This is a genomic window from Bradyrhizobium sp. AZCC 2230 (genome assembly GCF_036924495.1).
Classification (GTDB): Bacteria; Pseudomonadota; Alphaproteobacteria; order Rhizobiales; family Xanthobacteraceae; genus Bradyrhizobium; species Bradyrhizobium rifense.
Window position 1 is genome coordinate 8,308,983 of sequence record NZ_JAZHRS010000001.1, and the last position, 14,870, is coordinate 8,323,852.

Annotated in this window: 16 protein-coding genes; 9 read left to right on the plus strand and 7 right to left on the minus strand. The window is 63.6% G+C overall.

Annotated elements, in window-relative coordinates:
• Window positions 1-26 precede the first annotated feature (26 nt).
• The 3 genes from V1280_RS39625 to V1280_RS39635 form a co-directional block, all read right to left on the minus strand.
• Window positions 27-578, minus strand: a complete 552-nt coding sequence (locus V1280_RS39625; protein WP_334536037.1) for a DUF4142 domain-containing protein — start codon at window positions 576-578, stop codon at window positions 27-29.
• Between the two features lie 81 nt (window positions 579-659).
• Window positions 660-887 carry a hypothetical protein gene (locus V1280_RS39630; RefSeq protein WP_334536039.1) on the minus strand — a complete coding sequence of 76 codons (228 nt, stop codon included), beginning with the start codon at window positions 885-887 and terminating at the stop codon, window positions 660-662.
• A gap of 3 nt (window positions 888-890) precedes the next feature.
• The gene (locus V1280_RS39635; RefSeq protein WP_334536041.1) at window positions 891-2,678 is read right to left on the minus strand and encodes a thiamine pyrophosphate-requiring protein; all 1,788 of its coding nucleotides are present in this window, start codon (window positions 2,676-2,678) and stop codon (window positions 891-893) included.
• A gap of 142 nt (window positions 2,679-2,820) precedes the next feature.
• Between V1280_RS39635 and V1280_RS39640 the strand changes: the two genes are divergently transcribed.
• From V1280_RS39640 to V1280_RS39655, 4 genes are all read left to right on the plus strand, one after another.
• Window positions 2,821-3,195, plus strand: coding sequence for a PRC-barrel domain-containing protein (locus V1280_RS39640; RefSeq protein WP_334538524.1), 375 nt, complete (start codon window positions 2,821-2,823; stop codon window positions 3,193-3,195).
• A 22-nt stretch (window positions 3,196-3,217) separates the two neighbouring features.
• The gene (locus V1280_RS39645; protein ID WP_334536043.1) at window positions 3,218-3,376 is read left to right on the plus strand and encodes a hypothetical protein; all 159 of its coding nucleotides are present in this window, start codon (window positions 3,218-3,220) and stop codon (window positions 3,374-3,376) included.
• Window positions 3,377-3,559: 183 nt separating this feature from the next.
• Window positions 3,560-4,696 carry an HlyD family secretion protein gene (locus tag V1280_RS39650; RefSeq protein WP_334536045.1) on the plus strand — a complete coding sequence of 379 codons (1,137 nt, stop codon included), beginning with the start codon at window positions 3,560-3,562 and terminating at the stop codon, window positions 4,694-4,696.
• On the plus strand, window positions 4,693-6,312 hold the full coding sequence (locus V1280_RS39655; protein ID WP_334536047.1) for a DHA2 family efflux MFS transporter permease subunit: 1,620 nt from the start codon (window positions 4,693-4,695) through the stop codon (window positions 6,310-6,312). The genes V1280_RS39650 and V1280_RS39655 overlap by 4 nt, the downstream gene beginning before the upstream one ends.
• Before the next feature lie 137 nt (window positions 6,313-6,449).
• Here V1280_RS39655 and V1280_RS39660 read toward each other — a convergent pair whose 3' ends face one another.
• Window positions 6,450-6,914, minus strand: coding sequence for a winged helix-turn-helix transcriptional regulator (locus tag V1280_RS39660; protein WP_334536049.1), 465 nt, complete (start codon window positions 6,912-6,914; stop codon window positions 6,450-6,452).
• Window positions 6,915-7,076: 162 nt separating this feature from the next.
• Between V1280_RS39660 and V1280_RS39665 the strand changes: the two genes are divergently transcribed.
• From V1280_RS39665 to V1280_RS39685, 5 genes are all read left to right on the plus strand, one after another.
• The gene (locus tag V1280_RS39665) at window positions 7,077-7,814 is read left to right on the plus strand and encodes an SDR family oxidoreductase (RefSeq protein ID WP_334536051.1); all 738 of its coding nucleotides are present in this window, start codon (window positions 7,077-7,079) and stop codon (window positions 7,812-7,814) included.
• Between the two features lie 63 nt (window positions 7,815-7,877).
• Window positions 7,878-8,879 carry an NAD(P)H-dependent flavin oxidoreductase gene (locus V1280_RS39670; RefSeq protein WP_334536053.1) on the plus strand — a complete coding sequence of 334 codons (1,002 nt, stop codon included), beginning with the start codon at window positions 7,878-7,880 and terminating at the stop codon, window positions 8,877-8,879.
• Window positions 8,880-8,986: 107 nt separating this feature from the next.
• A complete protein-coding gene (locus V1280_RS39675; RefSeq protein ID WP_334536055.1) occupies window positions 8,987-9,406 on the plus strand; it encodes a hypothetical protein in 420 nt (139 codons plus the stop codon).
• A gap of 386 nt (window positions 9,407-9,792) precedes the next feature.
• Window positions 9,793-11,358 (plus strand): alkaline phosphatase D family protein, encoded by a 1,566-nt coding sequence (locus tag V1280_RS39680; protein ID WP_334536057.1) that lies wholly within the window; start codon window positions 9,793-9,795, stop codon window positions 11,356-11,358.
• Window positions 11,359-11,484: 126 nt separating this feature from the next.
• Window positions 11,485-12,303 (plus strand): aldo/keto reductase, encoded by an 819-nt coding sequence (locus tag V1280_RS39685; RefSeq protein WP_334536059.1) that lies wholly within the window; start codon window positions 11,485-11,487, stop codon window positions 12,301-12,303.
• Between the two features lie 248 nt (window positions 12,304-12,551).
• On the opposite strand, the gene V1280_RS39690 is transcribed toward V1280_RS39685, so the two are convergent.
• The 3 genes from V1280_RS39690 to V1280_RS39700 form a co-directional block, all read right to left on the minus strand.
• Window positions 12,552-12,770 (minus strand): hypothetical protein, encoded by a 219-nt coding sequence (locus tag V1280_RS39690; protein ID WP_334536061.1) that lies wholly within the window; start codon window positions 12,768-12,770, stop codon window positions 12,552-12,554.
• A 157-nt stretch (window positions 12,771-12,927) separates the two neighbouring features.
• The gene (locus tag V1280_RS39695) at window positions 12,928-13,380 is read right to left on the minus strand and encodes a hypothetical protein (RefSeq protein ID WP_334536064.1); all 453 of its coding nucleotides are present in this window, start codon (window positions 13,378-13,380) and stop codon (window positions 12,928-12,930) included.
• Window positions 13,381-13,460: 80 nt separating this feature from the next.
• Window positions 13,461-14,693, minus strand: a complete 1,233-nt coding sequence (locus tag V1280_RS39700) for an aminotransferase-like domain-containing protein (RefSeq protein WP_334536066.1) — start codon at window positions 14,691-14,693, stop codon at window positions 13,461-13,463.
• Window positions 14,694-14,870: the final 177 nt, after the last annotated feature.

The window sequence follows — 14,870 nt, forward strand, 5'->3', positions numbered from 1 at the left end:
GGCGAGGCGGGCATCCCAATCAATGCTTACTTGGCCTGTCCAACGCTCGGCGCCTTGCCGAGCTCCTGTGCCATATCGAGGTGGTGGCGCAGTGCCGGCAGCGTCTTGCCGGCCCAGTCCTTCAATGCGGCATTATCGCCGCCCTTGGCGTAGCGCTCGAACAGTGAGACTGCGCCTTCGTGCGCGCTGGTCTGGTAGGAATCGAAGTCCGAGCTGAAATCCTTGCCCGTAGCGCCCTTGAGCTTGTCGAGCTTGCTCTGGTGCGAGCTGTCCAACGCCGTCGGCAGCGTTGCCTGCACCTTGCCGTTGCCGACGAGGGCCTTCAGTTCGCTGCTGGTCTTGGTGTGGTCGGTTACCATCTGCTGGGCAAAACTCTTCTCCTGCGCGTTGCCCTTCTGCTCGGCGAGCTTGCTCGATTCGATCTCGAACATGTCGCTGACGGCGACCTCCTTGACGAAATCGGCGGTGGTCGGCGCAACGCCGAGCGCCGAATTGACGCCGGTCTTCTCACCGAGCGATTGGGCGAGCGTTGGGCTTGCGAGAAGCACGCAGGCAAAGGCGATGACAGTACGTTTCATGGTCCGGTCCCTCTGATTGGCCACGCAGCCTCTGCCGCGCGGATCTTTGCGGCGATCAACACGGCCTCGGGGCCGATGTTCCTAATCCGTCGGATGGCGGCCGGTGCGGGGATTGATCGGATCGGTCGGCTTCCGCCGCAGCCGTTCCGGCAGGAACGGCTCTCCGGGAGATGCCGAAGGCACCGACCTCACATCGGCATGATGTTGCGCCCGCTCGTGCGGGGTCTGGTTGGAGTTGATCTGGCGCTTCACGTCGACGCCATCGACGGGATCGTTGACGCCGTGCTGGATGTCGCGAAAATCGCTCATAGTTCACTCCTTTCCGGGCAGGATCTTTTCGAGAACCTGCCGGGCCGCCCCCTTGATTACCCCGGTCTCGTTTGGATCACCTTTCATCAGCGCGAGAGAGAAGTTCTTGGCCTGCTGCAGCGTGATGTGCGGCGGCAGCGGCGGCACCTCGGGATCGGTCTTCACCTCCAGCACGACAGGCTTCTCGCTTGCCAGCGCCTGTTCCCAGGCCGAGCCGAGCAGTTGCGGGCTGTCGACGAAAATACCGGTGAGGCCGATCATCTCCGCGAAGCGCGAATAGGGCACGTCCGGGATGCGCTGCGAGGCCTCGAATTTGGGGTCGCCATTGATGATGCGCTGCTCCCAGGTCACCTGGTTGAGGTCTTCGTTGTTGAAGACGCAGACGATAAAGCGCGGATCGCGCCAGGATCGCCAGTATTTCGCGGCGGTGATCAGCTCGGCCATGTTGTTCATCTGCATCGCGCCGTCGCCGACCAGCGCGATCACCGGTCGGTCCGGATGGGCGTATTTCGCGGCGAGCGCGTAAGGAACCGCAGCGCCCATCGAGGCGAGGCCGCCGGAGAGCGAGGCCGTCATGCCGCGCCGGATCCTGAGGTCGCGCGCAAACCAGTTGGCGCAGGAGCCGGAATCGCTGGTGATGATCGCGCGCTCGGGCAGCCGCGGCGACAATTCCCAGGCGACCAGCTGCGGATTGATGGGGGCTGCGGGCTGATGCGCGCGGTCGTCCAGCGTCTTCCACCATTTGGCGACGTCGTCCTCGATGCCTTTGCGCCACGCGCCGTCTGTCTTGGGCGCGAGCCGCGGCAGCAGGCTCCGCAATGTCTCGGCGGCATCGCCGACGAGGCTGACCTCCATGGGAAAGCGGATCGACGTCATGCCGGCATCGATGTCGATTTGCACGCCGCGGGCAGCACCTTCCTTTGGAAGGAACTCCGCATAAGGGAATGCGGAGCCGACCATCAGCAGCGTGTCGCATTCCATCATCATGTTGTAGCTGGGCTCGGTGCCGAGCAGGCCGATCGATCCCGTCACCCATGGCAGGTCGTCCGGCAGCGCCGCCTTGCCGAGCAGCGCCTTGGCGCAGCCGGCGGACAGACGATCGGCCACGGCGATCACTTCGTCGGTGGCATGCAGCGCGCCGGCGCCGATCAGCATCGCGACCTTCTTGCCGGCGTTGAGCACCTCCGCGGCATGATCGAGCTCGGCCTCGCGCGGCATCACGCGCGGGGCACTGTAGCCGACACCGGAATGCAGGGTGCCGTGCGCGCGGGGCGGCCCTTCATAGGGCTCTTCCTGGAGGTCGTTAGGCAGGATGATCGCGGTCGGCGCCCGGCGTGCGAGCGCGATGCGCACCGCGCGATCGATCAAATGGCGCACTTGAGCGGACGAGGAGGCCTGCGCGACATACGCGCCCGCGACGTCCTTGAACATGGAGACGAGATCGAGTTCCTGCTGATAGCTGCCGCCGAGCGCGTTTCGCGCCTGCTGGCCAACGATCGCCAGCACCGGTTGGTGATCGAGCAGCGCATCATAGAGGCCGGTGATGAGATGCGAGGCGCCGGGCCCCGATGTCGCGATACAGACGCCGAGCTCGCCGGAAAACTTCGCATAGGCGCTGGCCATGAACGCCGCCATCTCCTCGTGCCTGGCCTGCACAAACTCGATCTTGGTCTCCGCCCGGTTCATCGCGCCGAACACGCCGTTGATACCATCACCGGGATAACCAAATATATGACGCACGCCCCACTGATGCAGACGCTGGACGATGAAGTCGGAGACGGTCTGGGACATCGTGGAGTGCTCCCGGTTTCCTGATCTGACAATCAAGAACAACGCGTTGCCGGCGATGTTCCTGCTTGGTGGTAGTGCCCTCTGGAACGATCACCCTTTCGTGCGGTTGATCCACCACACACCGGCTGAGTGGAGAAACAAGATGTTGAATCAAGGCGAACTGGATCGCGGCGAGATGGGCCGTTTGATCGGCAGCGATAAGGTCGAGGGAACGTCGGTCTATGGCGCGGATCGGAACAAGATCGGTTCGATCGAACGCGTGATGATCGACAAGGTCAGCGGCAAGGTATCCTACGCCGTCCTCGGCTTCGGTGGATTTCTGGGCCTCGGCAACGATCACTATCCCTTGCCCTGGCAGTCGCTGAAGTACGATACCGAACTCGGCGGCTACGTCGCCGGGATCACCGCGAAGTCGCTCGAAGGTGCGCCCAGATATGGTGAACGCAGCGACTGGAACTGGGGTGATGACGCCGCGGTTCGTGGCATCAACTCCTATTACGGCGTTCCCTTCGCTTGAGCGCCATGGAAAGGGAGATGCGATGAGCAAGGAAAAGCCGACCGACGATCCTCGGCAGCAGAACGACTGGGGATCGCACGCCCAGACGGACAAGCCCTGGAAGGGCAATCCGGAGAAGGAGCAGAAGTCGGGTGAGAAAAAGCCCGACCTGGAGAAGTGGCACGAGACCAAGACGCACTGAGTGCGCAGGCAATTCGTGAAGCGCGGCTCCGATGGTGCCGCGCTTCTTTTTTTGCGCAATGCATTCACGAATGACAGGGGTGCTCCCCGAGCCGGAACCATGCGTCGGTGCTGCGGTTGGGCCTGCGGCGCGCAAAGCAGGCTCAGCCGCATGCTGCCGCTTTAGTCCCGAGAGGTGTTCGCCGTGGATGCTCAAACACGGGAGCGTGAGCCGTCCGCGGAGCAGCCGCAGAGGGCGAAGGAAGCTCCAAAGACGTCTCCTGATCAGACAGCTAAGGACCGGTCGAAGAAGCCGGCGCCGTCGCTGCGCGAGCGCCTCCGCGACCACTGGCTGCTCGCGATCGTGCTGATCGCGGTGCTGGTCGGCGGGCTGCTGTACTGGCTCGAGGTCCGTCACTACGAATCCACCGACGATGCCTTCGTGGCCGCGCGCAGCTTTTCCGTGGCATCGAAGGTCGGCGGCTACGTGACCGACATCCCCGTCACCGACAACCAGCATGTCAATGCGGGTGATCTGCTGGCGAAAATCGACGAGCGCGACTACCGGATCGCCGTCGAACAGGCGGCTGCGCAGGTCGCGGTCTCGAAGGCCAACATCGCCAATGTGGAGGCGCAGATCGTCTCACAGCAGGAGCAGATCAAGCAGACCCAGGCGCAGCTCGAGCAGGCGCAGGCCCAGCTCCAGTTCTCGCAGGAAGAATCTGCGCGTGCACAGGATCTGGTCGAGAAGGGCGCCGGCACCGTGCAGCGCCAGCAGCAGACCCGCTCGGATCTTCAGGCGCAGCAGGCGAACACCGAGCGCGCCAAGACCGCGGTCTCGGCCGCGCAACTCGGTATCAAGACGCTTCAGGCTCAGCTCGAAGGCGCCAACGCGCAACTCGATCAGTCGCAATCGCAGCTCGATCAGGCGAACCTGAACCTGCAATATACCAGTGTCGTCGCTGTGCAGTCCGGCCGCGTCGTCAAGCTCAGCGGTGCCAAGGGCACCTTTGTCACCGCAGGGCAGAGTCTGATGATGTTCGTACCCGACGAGGTCTGGATCGTCGCCAACTACAAGGAAACCCAGCTCAACGACATGCGGCCGGGCCAGCCCGTCGAAATCCGGATTGATGCCTATCCCGGGCGCAAGCTGACCGGCCACGTCGATTCCGTGCAGCCGGGCTCTGGCACTGCCTTCAGCCTGTTGCCTGCGGAGAACGCCACCGGCAATTACGTCAAGGTGGTGCAGCGCGTGCCGGTGAAGATCGTCGTCGACAACTGGCCGGCCGATCTGCCGGTTGGTCCCGGCATGTCGGTGGTGCCCTGGACGAAGGTGCGATGACGGACGTCGCGGAAGGCGGAGCCTCCGCGGGAGGGTGGTCGCCGGAGCGCTCGGCGGCCGGCGGGCACAACCCCTATCTGATCGCCTTCGTCGTTTCGATCGCGACCTTCATGGAGGTGCTCGACACGACCATCGCCAATGTCGCGCTGCGTCACATCGCCGGAGGTCTGGCAGTCGGCATCGACGAGAGCACCTATGTCATCACCAGCTATCTCGTCGCCAACGCCATCGTGCTGTCGATCTCGGGCTGGCTCTCGACCGTCATCGGCCGCAAACGCTTCTACATGATCTGCGTCGCGACCTTCACGGTCTCGTCGTTGTTGTGTGGCTTCGCCTGGAATTTGCAGTCGCTGGTGCTGTTCCGCATCTTGCAGGGTCTCGGCGGCGGCGGCATGGCGACCAGCGAGCAGGCGATCCTCGCCGACTCCTTTCCGCCGCAGAAGCGGGGCCAGGCCTTTGCCATCTACGGCGTCGCCGTCGTGGTCGCGCCGGTGATCGGCCCGACGCTGGGTGGCTGGATCACCGATACCTACAGCTGGCACTGGGTCTTCCTGATCAACGTGCCGATGGGGCTGCTCTCCCTGTTCCTGGTCGGCACGCTGGTCAAGGAGCCATCGGGGGCGGAGGAGGAGAGGGAGAAGCTGCTGAGCAAGGGCCTGCGGGTCGACTATATCGGCTTCGCACTGGTCGCGATCGGGCTCGGCTCGCTCGAGTACGTGCTCGACGAAGGCCAGCGCAACGACTGGTTCGGCTCCAACATGATCGTGTTTTTCGCGGTGCTTTCGGCAGCGTCACTGCTGGCGCTGATCCCGTGGGAACTGACGCGCGAGGATCCCATCATCGATCTCCGCCTGCTCGGCCGGCGTCAATTCGCAGCCTGCTTCCTGGTCATGCTCGGCACCGGCGCGGTGCTGATCTCCACGACCCAGATCCTGCCGCAACTGCTCCAGACCGAGCTGAACTACACGGCACTGCTGGCCGGTCTCGCGTTGTCACCGGGCGGCATTGCCACCTTGTTGCTGATGCCGGTGGTCGGCCGCCTCGTCAGCGCGGTGCAGCCGAAATATCTCATCATGTTCGGCGCCACGGTGGTCGCGTTCTCGATGTGGCATCTCACGGGGCTGACCGGCGATATCACCTATGGCTATGCCGCGCTGTCGCGCATTTTCCTCGCGATTGGCCTTCCTTTCCTGTTCCTGCCGGTCACGACCGCGTCCTATGACGGCGTGCCGCCGGACAAGACCAACCAGGCCTCCGCACTGATCAACGTCGCCCGCAACATCGGCGGCTCCATGGGCGTGGCGCTGGCGCAGACGGTTCTGGCGCAGCGCCAGCAATTCCACCAGAGCCGCCTGATCGAGCATGCTGCGCCGTCCGATCTCGGCTATCAGCAAACCATCGACGCGATGACGCGCTACTTCCAGGCCCAGGGCTCGAATGCGAGCGACGCGGCCTCGCAGGCGGTCGCCTGGGTCGGCCAGACCTTGCAGCAGCAGGTCGACTTCCTCGCTTACATCGACGTGTTCTGGACGCTGGCCATCATTGCCGTGCTGATGATCCCGACCGCGGCAGTGCTGCGCCCGATTGATCTGAGCGCGCCGGCGAAGGGGCATTGAGGACGCGACAACCTCAGTGTCATCGCCCGCGAAGGCGGGCGATCCAGTATTCCAGAGACGGTTGGGGGATACGGAGACGTCACGGCGTACTGGATGCCCCGGTCAAGCCGGGGCATGACAGCTGTGTTTGGAGCTACCTAAGCAATCGCCTTTGGCCGTCCCGGCCCCGCATGCACGTGCACCTGCTTCGCATGCAGCGGCTCGCCGCATTCCGAGCACACCATCACCGGGTCGAACAGCTTGCCGCAGCTCTTGTGCTCGTGCAGCAGCGGGCGGCCGCGCTCGTCGCCCATGTGGGTGTCGCCCCAATGCACCATCGCCATGATGATCGGGTAGAGGTCGAGCCCCTTCTGCGTGAGGATGTATTCGTAGCGCTTCGGCGCCTCGGAATAGGGCACGCGGCGCAGGATGCCGAAGCGGACCAGCTTCTTCAGGCGCTCCGAGAGAAGATGCCGCGTGATCTGGAGCGAGGACTGAAACGCTTCGAAGCGGCGCACGCGCAGGAAGCATTCGCGCAGGATGAGAAGCGTCCAGCGGTCGCCGACCGCGGCGACGGTGCGGGAGAGCGAGCAGGGCTCCTCGTCCAGCGTATCCCACTTCATATCCGGTTTTCCCGCATGGGTTAGTAAGTCAGAAAAAGGCACTGACTTGAATGGCCAGCGATATTTGTATTAGAGAATAGCATTCAGCGGTTAAGTTTGACAGTTCTATTTTAGAACTATAGCCTCCGGCCCAATCACATGCTCTCACCGGAGGAGGCGACCTTGCCCAAGCGAAACGCGACAGCCGCCGTGATCGGGGCCGGCGATTTCATCGGCTCCGAGATTGCCAAGAAATTCGCCGCCGAAGGCTTTTCGATCTATGCGGGCCGTCGCAACGGCGACAAGCTCGCGCCGCTGGTGCAGGACATCGAAGCCGCCGGCGGCGAGATCCACGCGCGCTCGCTCGACGCACGGAAGGAGGAGGAGATCATCTCCTTCCTCGACGACGCCGACAAGCACGCGCCGCTGGAGGTCTGCATCTTCAATGTCGGCGCTAACGTCAATTTCCCGATCCTCGACACCACCGAGCGTGTGTTTCGAAAAGTCTGGGAGATGGCCTGCTATTCCGGCTTCCTCGCCGGCCGCGAAGCCGCACGGCTGATGCTGCCGCACGGCGGCGGCAAGATCTTCTTCACCGGCGCAACCGCGTCCTTGCGTGGCGGCAGCGGCTTTGCAGCCTTTGCCAGCGCCAAGTTCGGACTGCGTGCGGTGGCGCAGGCGATGGCGCGCGAGCTCAGGCCGAAGAACATTCACGTCGCCCATCTCATCATCGATTCCGGCGTCGACACGGCTTGGGTGCGGGAGCGCCGAGAGCAGCTGTGGGGCAAGGAGGCGCTCGACAATCCCGATCTGCTGATGCCGCCGTCGTCGGTGGCTGACTCCTATTGGCAGCTCTATCAGCAGCCGAAGAGTGCCTGGACCTTCGAGATGGAGATCCGCCCGTTCGGCGAGAAATGGTGACCGCGGGACTAAACTACAGTTAGACTGATCTCAACATCGGCAAAATTCCGGGAGGTAATTTAAGTGAAGACCGCGATCACCGAACTGTTCGGCATCGAGCACCCCATCATCCAGGGCGGCATGCATTTCGTTGGCTTTGCGGAGTTAGCCGCCGCCGTCTCCAATGCCGGCGGGCTCGGCATCATCACCGGCCTCACGCAGAAGACACCGGAGCTGCTCGCCAAGGAGATCGCCCGCTGCCGCGAGATGACCGACAAGCCGTTCGGTGTGAACCTCACCTTCCTGCCGACCTTCGCCGCGCCGCCCTATCCGGAATACATCGCGGCCATCGTCGAGGGCGGCATCAAGGCGGTGGAGACCGCGGGCCGCAGCCCGGAAGCCTACATGCCGGCGCTGAAGGCGGCCGGCATCAAGGTGATCCACAAATGCACCTCGGTGCGTCATTCGCTGAAGGCCGAGCGCATCGGCTGCGACGCCGTCAGCGTCGACGGTTTTGAGTGCGGCGGTCATCCCGGCGAGGACGACATTCCCAACATGATCCTGCTGCCTCGCGCGGCGGAGGAGTTGAAGATCCCGTTCGTGGCCTCCGGCGGCATGGCCGATGGGCGCAGCCTCGTCGCAGTGCTGTCGCTGGGTGCGGCCGGCATGAACATGGGCACGCGCTTCATCGCCACCAAGGAAGCGCCTGTCCATCAGAACGTGAAGAACGCGCTGGTCGCGGCGACCGAGCTCGACACCCGCCTGATCATGCGGGCCCTGCGCAACACCGAGCGCGTGCTGAAGAACGCCAATGTCGATCGCCTGCTCGAGATCGAGCATGCCAAGGGCGACAAGCTTACGATCGACGACATCCACGACCAGGTTGCGGGCGTTTATCCCAAGGTCATGCTGGACGGGCAGATGGATGCCGGCGCCTGGAGCTGCGGCATGGTCGCAGGTCTCATCCACGACATCCCCACCTGCAAGGAACTCGTCGATCGCATCATGACCGAGGCGGAACAAATCATCCGCAGCCGGCTTATGGGGTTCCTGGAGGGTACGGGAACGGCAAGAAAAGTCGCCTGACACCGCCAAACTTCTTAACCAAGGCGGTAGTTGACCGCTGGAATTGCACGCGACGCCTCCTAAATAGGAGTAAATTACTCCTTAACAATCAATTTCAGGAGGCGTCCGTGGTCCTGAAAAGCGTTCCTTTTGCAGTTGCCATCGCCCTCGTGCTCGCATGGGGCGGCATCGCGCGCGCTGACGACTACAAGCCTGACGAATATCTCGGTCTCGATCTCTCCAAGGCAGTCCTGTCGCCGAAGCGGCTCGGGCCCGAGACGCAATTCGCTCCGGTGGCGCTGGAGGCGAAGGGCGGCAACGAGGCGCGGGCCCGTGCCGAGCCGGTTGACGTGCCGAGGAAGGTCGCGGCCGAGCGCGTGCATGTGTCCGAGCCGAAGATCGCTCACACGAAGAGCGCAGAGCCGCGTGGCGCAGCACGCACCAGGCTCGCGCATCGCCACGGCAATCTGCTGGACGCGCAGGCGATGGACACCCGCATCCAGACCTGGCCGTGTCGTTCCGGCGGCATCTGCAATTGGAAGCATTAGTCGCGTCGTTCTTTCGTCACCTCGCCCCGCAAAGCAGGGCAATCGCATATTCTTTCAAGTGGATTGTCGCGGGACTTGCTCCGCCTCTCCCGCTTGCGGGAGAGGCCGACGCGCCCCGGGCGATGCGAAGCATCGTCCCGAGCGCGGCGGGTGAGGGCTCTCGCCACGCAGGGACATACTCGGCAAATTCTCAACAATCCCAACGCGGAGATACCCTCTCCCCAACCCTCCCCCGCAAGCGGGGGAGGGAGCAGACCGTCACCCACAGCCGCAGTTCGGCCCGTCATCTCCGCGTCGCAAAACCGTAGGCGGGGAGTCAAGAAACCGTAAGCCGGGAGTCAAACGGCGCAGGCACCTTCCGTCGCGATTCGACGAAGGTCTCCTGAATGGCAACGCTCCGCGCTTCGCGCGCATGGACCCGGCGACAGTTCCTGGTCCGCTCCACATCCAGCCTTGCCATCGCCTCGCTCGCAAAGCCGCGCATCAGCCGCGCCGCCGATCGCCCGCAGATGGCGGGTGGCATCCAGTCCGGCGACGTGTCGGACGGCTCTGCCGTGATCTGGGCGCGCGCGGATCGGCCTGCGCGCATGCAGGTGGAATGCTCGACGGTCGAGAGTTTTAGGACCATCATCGCGTCGGCGTCGCGCGACGCTCTGCCCGACGCAGACTTCACCGCAAAACTGCAGCTCGACGATCTACCGCGTGGACAGGACATCTTCTACCGCGTGCGGTTCGACGACATCGCCACCGGCATCGCCGGCGAAAGCCGCGTCGGCCATTTCCGCACCGCGCCGGCCGAGGGGCAGTCGATCTCGTTCCTGTGGTCAGGCGATGTCGCGGGGCAGGGGTGGGGCATCGACATCTCCCGCGGCGGCTATCGCGGCTATCGCACCATGCTCGACAATCGTCCGGATTTCTTCATCCACTCCGGCGATCACATCTATGCCGACTGCACGATTCCGTCCGAGCAGACGCTGCCGAATGGCGAGATCTGGCGCAACGTCGTGACCGAGGAGAAAGCGCAAGTCGCGCACACGCTGGCTCAGTTCCGCGGCAACTACAAATACAATCACCTCGACGAGAACTTCCGCGCCTTCCATGCGCAAGTGCCGATACTCGCGCAATGGGACGATCACGAGGTCACCAACGACTGGTCGCCGACCGGCAGCTATGACGAATCCGGCCACGAGGACGACGGCACCCCGCGCCTGGTCGCGCGCGCCCGCCGTGCCTTCTTCGACTTCATGCCGATCCGCGACATCGGCGCGCGGCAGGGGCGGGTCTATCGCAAGATCGCCTACGGCCCGCTGCTCGACGTCTTCATGATCGACATGCGCAGCTATCGCGACGAGACCTGGAACAAGGGCAACGATCATCGCGGCTGGATTCTGGGCGCCGAGCAGCTCGCCTGGTTGAAGCGGGAACTCGCTGCCTCGCGCGCGACCTGGAAGGTGATCGCGGCAGATCTGCCGATCGGGCTGATCAGCCTCGATGCCGTCGCACTCGGCGACGGCCCGCCAGACCGGCGCGAGCATGAAATCGCCGATCTGCTTGCGTTCATCAAGCGCGCTTCTGTTCGTAACATCGTCTGGCTCACCGCCGACATGCACTACACCGCCGCGCATTATTACGATCCGAACAAGGCGCAGTTTTGCGATTTCGAACCGTTCTGGGAATTCGTCTCCGGTCCCCTCCACGCCGGCACCTGGGGGCCCGGCGAGCTCGACAACACGTTTGGCCCCGTCGCGATGTACCGGAACGGCTGCAGCGAGGCCCAGGGCGAGAACCTGGCACCCTCCTTCGGCCTGCAGTTCTTCGGTCGCGTCGACATCGACGGCACAAGCGGCGTGATGACGGTGACCTTGAAGGACGTCGACAACCGCGACCTCTGGTCGGTCGACATCGTGCCGCAGCCGCAGGCGCGCCCGGCTATGGTTGCGCAGCATTCGTGATTGGCCGCCGCGCGCCTGCCGCGCTATAGTGTCCGCTCCCGCCACCTCTTTTCCATTACCGAAGAGTCTGCTCACGCGGCATCGCCGCGCGCATCCGGCGGGCTGAGATACTCAGGAGCCTGTTCAATGGACAATCTGAAAACACAGGGCATCAGCATGCCCAAGCTCGGCCTCGGAACCTTCCGCATGCAGGGCGATGCCTGCCGCGCCGCGGTCGAGAGCGCGCTGTCGATCGGCTATCGCCACGTCGACACCGCCGAGATGTATGCCAACGAGGAAGCCATCGGCGCCGCGCTCGCTGCGGCCGGCGTGCCGCGTGGCGAACTGCACGTTACGACCAAAGTCTGGCACGAGAATCTGGCGCCGGATGCGATCAGCCGCGCCTTCGATGCCAGCCTGAGTAAATTGGGGCTCGACCACGTCGATCTCTATCTCGTGCACTGGCCGTCGAAGTCGGCGAATTGGGGCGCGGTGTTCGAGACCCTGATGAAGCTGAAGGACGAGGGGCGCACGCGGGCGATCGGCGTTGCCAATTTCACCACGGCGCTGCTCAAGATCGCAGTCGAGGACGTCAAGGCGCCGATCGCCTGCAACCAGATCGAATATCACGCGATGCTGGATCAGTCGAAGGTGCTGGCCTATCTCAACGCCAAGTCGATCCCGCTTGTCGCCTATTGCCCGCTCGCGCAGGGCCGCGTTGCATCCGATCCGGTACTCGCCGAGATCGGCGCCAGGCACAATGCGAGCGCCGCGCAAGTCGCGCTGAAATGGCTGCTCGACCAGGATGGCGTCGCCGCGATCCCGAAGGCGTCTCGCCGCGAGAGCCAGCAGGCCAATCTGGACGCGCTGAAGATCACGCTCGACGATGTCGACCGCAAGAAGATCGCCGCGCTTCCGAAGGACAAGCGCTGCGTCAATCCCGGCTTTGCGCCGGCATGGGATTAGGTTGATCTCTATCCGCTAGCTCGGACTCGTAGGGTGGGCAAAGGCGCACTTGCGCCGTGCCCACCATCGCTAACCGAATGTCACACATCGTGGGCACGCTTCGCTTTGCCCACCCTACGGTACTGCATTCGCGGAGAGATACCCCTCATCCGGCGCTTCGCGCCACCTTCTCCCGCAAGGGGAGAAGGAAGAATCGAGAACACAAAGAAATGGCCCCGCGAGGGGCCATTTCCATGTTGCGTTGCGCATTAGTACATGTGGTGATGGCCACGCTTGACCACCACGACGTGGTCGTGATGGTGCCAGCCACGATGCCAGCCATTGTCACGATGCTCGCGCATTTCAGCGCGGGCGCCGTAGCCGCCGTGATGACCGCCCTTGATCACCACCGTCTCGGCACTCGCCATCGTCGGTGCAACGATCGCAAGCGCACCGAGAGCTGCAACCACATAACCAAGTTTCTTCATGATGTCCTCCTCCAACGTATTGCCAATGAGAACGGCGGATACGTGCGAACGTTCCGGAGCAACGGGAAGAGAATTCTGAATGGATATTCAGGATCAAAGCATGATCCGAAAAAGTGTGCCGCGGTTTTCCGGAAAAGATCATGCTCAAACGTAAAAGCTAATCGCAGCGCTGTTGCAGAGGCGTCGGCTCGCCGGTCTTGACGTATTTGCCGTCCCGGATCGTGTACGCGCCGCGCTCGCTGCGATTGTAGATCGCGCGCAGGCTACCTTGCTCTGAGAGCAGCAGTCCGAACTCCCGCGTCTGCTGCAACGAGGGGAAGTACACCATCACATTGAGCAGGCCTTCGGCGTTGACCGTGGCCGACACCACCTCGTTCTCGTCCTTGGCGTCGCCGAAATTGCGCCGGTACATCACCCGGCCGTCCTTCCGGATTTCGTAGGTGAGCAGTGCGCCCTTGTCGCGGTCGGGACCGACAGCGCAGTCGACCGCCCATGAGCCGAGCAAGCCCCATTGCTCGACCGTCGCCGCAAGCGTCTCGGCGCGCGCGAGCGACGTCAACGCAATCCAAAGCACCGCCGCTGCCATCCAGCGGCCCGAGCAACGCGTCATGTCCTGAAAAGCCCCGCCTCAATCGAGGCGGAAGTCTATCATTCTCTTGCGGGTGGTCCAGCAGGGGCTGACGCCTGGCGTCAGGCGCGCTTCTCCACATTGGCGCTGCGGGCCGGCACGCCGAACTCCTTGCGGCAGACCTCCGCCAGCACGGCGACGCCTTCGCGGATCTGCTGATGCGAGGGGCTCGCAAAGCACAGCCGCAGGCGCGAGCCCGAGTGGCCCTTGTTGGTCGACCATTCCGGTCCGGGATTGATCGAGACGCCGGCGGCAAGTGCTGCCTGTGAGAGCTTGAGCGTATCGACCTGGTCGGGGAGCTTCACCCAGAGGAAGATGCCGCCCTTGGGCGCCTCGAATTCAGCTGCGGTGCCGAACTGCTCGTTCAGGGCTTCCATCAGCGTGTCGAGCTTGGTGCGCAGTGTTTTCGTCAGGGCCGGCACGTGGCTGGCGAAATGCGGCTTGCAATAGGTGGCGAGCACCATCTGCTCCAGCGCGCCGGAGCCGGCATCCGTCTTCAGCGCCAGCATCCGCGACATCACATCCCAGGGCGCCACGATGAAGCCGACGCGCAACGCCGGCGCGATCGACTTCGAGAACGAGCCGATATGGATCACGCCGCCGTGCTTGCTCAAGGCGTGAATCGCGGGCGGCCTTTGCCCCGACCAGATGAGGTCGGCATAGCAATCGTCCTCGAACACAGGCACGCCATACTCGGCCGACAACCGCAGCAACTCGACGCGGCGGGTCTCTGGCATGATGCTGCCGGTCGGATTCTGCACGGTCGGAATCGTGTAGATGTATTTTGGCCGGATGCCGCGAACCTTCAGCTCGGCCAGCGTCGCGGCCAGCGCGTCCATGCGCATGCCGTCGTCGTCGAGGGGGATGCCGATGGTGTTCACGCCCAGCCGCGTCAGCCGCTGCAGCGATCCCTGATACGTTTCCTGTTCGACGATCACGGTGTCGCCGCGCGAAAGCAGCGTGTTGTTGACGAGATCGAGCGCCTGGAGCGAGCCGGAGACGATCATGAGATCGTCGACCGTGCAGCTGATGCCGGCATCGCGCTTCAGTTTTGCCACCAGGAATTCGCGCAGGGGCACGTAACCCTGCGGACCGTGCGCAAGCCCGTAAGTCGCGAGCGACCGACCCTCGCGCCGCAGGGCCTGATTGGCGGCCTCGATCAGCTCGTCGAGCGGTAGCTGCTCTGAATCGTTGTTGCCGCCGACAAAGCTGTATTTGGCAAGGCCCGTCCAGCGCGCAGAAGGGGCCGGCAGCCCTGCGGGAAACAGGGGCGCGAAATCGAAGCTGGACGTCATGGGAGCGTTCCTCGTTGTTTTTTATTGGGCGGCCGGCCTGGTGCCGACCGGGCGCCGCGATTTCGATGATGTCATCATGCCAGTGTTTTGCCCGACGGGTCAAACAAAATTCGTAAAATCCGCATCCTCATCGCGCGTGCCAACAAGGCATTGATTTTGCTGGGCGTGGCTACTGTG

Bases quoted from the DNA above. Each gene is read 5' to 3' on its own strand.
- V1280_RS39645 (WP_334536043.1), top strand. From the start codon at position 3,218: ATGAGCAAGGAAAAGCCGACCGACGATCCTCGGCAGCAGAACGACTGG.
- V1280_RS39685 (WP_334536059.1), top strand. From the start codon at position 11,485: ATGGACAATCTGAAAACACAGGGCATCAGCATGCCCAAGCTCGGCCTC.
- V1280_RS39690 (WP_334536061.1), bottom strand. From the start codon at position 12,770: ATGAAGAAACTTGGTTATGTGGTTGCAGCTCTCGGTGCGCTTGCGATC.
- V1280_RS39640 (WP_334538524.1), top strand. From the start codon at position 2,821: ATGTTGAATCAAGGCGAACTGGATCGCGGCGAGATGGGCCGTTTGATC.
- V1280_RS39655 (WP_334536047.1), top strand. From the start codon at position 4,693: ATGACGGACGTCGCGGAAGGCGGAGCCTCCGCGGGAGGGTGGTCGCCG.
- V1280_RS39630 (WP_334536039.1), bottom strand. From the start codon at position 887: ATGAGCGATTTTCGCGACATCCAGCACGGCGTCAACGATCCCGTCGAT.
- V1280_RS39635 (WP_334536041.1), bottom strand. From the start codon at position 2,678: ATGTCCCAGACCGTCTCCGACTTCATCGTCCAGCGTCTGCATCAGTGG.
- V1280_RS39660 (WP_334536049.1), bottom strand. From the start codon at position 6,914: ATGAAGTGGGATACGCTGGACGAGGAGCCCTGCTCGCTCTCCCGCACC.
- V1280_RS39625 (WP_334536037.1), bottom strand. From the start codon at position 578: ATGAAACGTACTGTCATCGCCTTTGCCTGCGTGCTTCTCGCAAGCCCA.
- V1280_RS39695 (WP_334536064.1), bottom strand. From the start codon at position 13,380: ATGACGCGTTGCTCGGGCCGCTGGATGGCAGCGGCGGTGCTTTGGATT.
- V1280_RS39700 (WP_334536066.1), bottom strand. From the start codon at position 14,693: ATGACGTCCAGCTTCGATTTCGCGCCCCTGTTTCCCGCAGGGCTGCCG.
- V1280_RS39680 (WP_334536057.1), top strand. From the start codon at position 9,793: ATGGCAACGCTCCGCGCTTCGCGCGCATGGACCCGGCGACAGTTCCTG.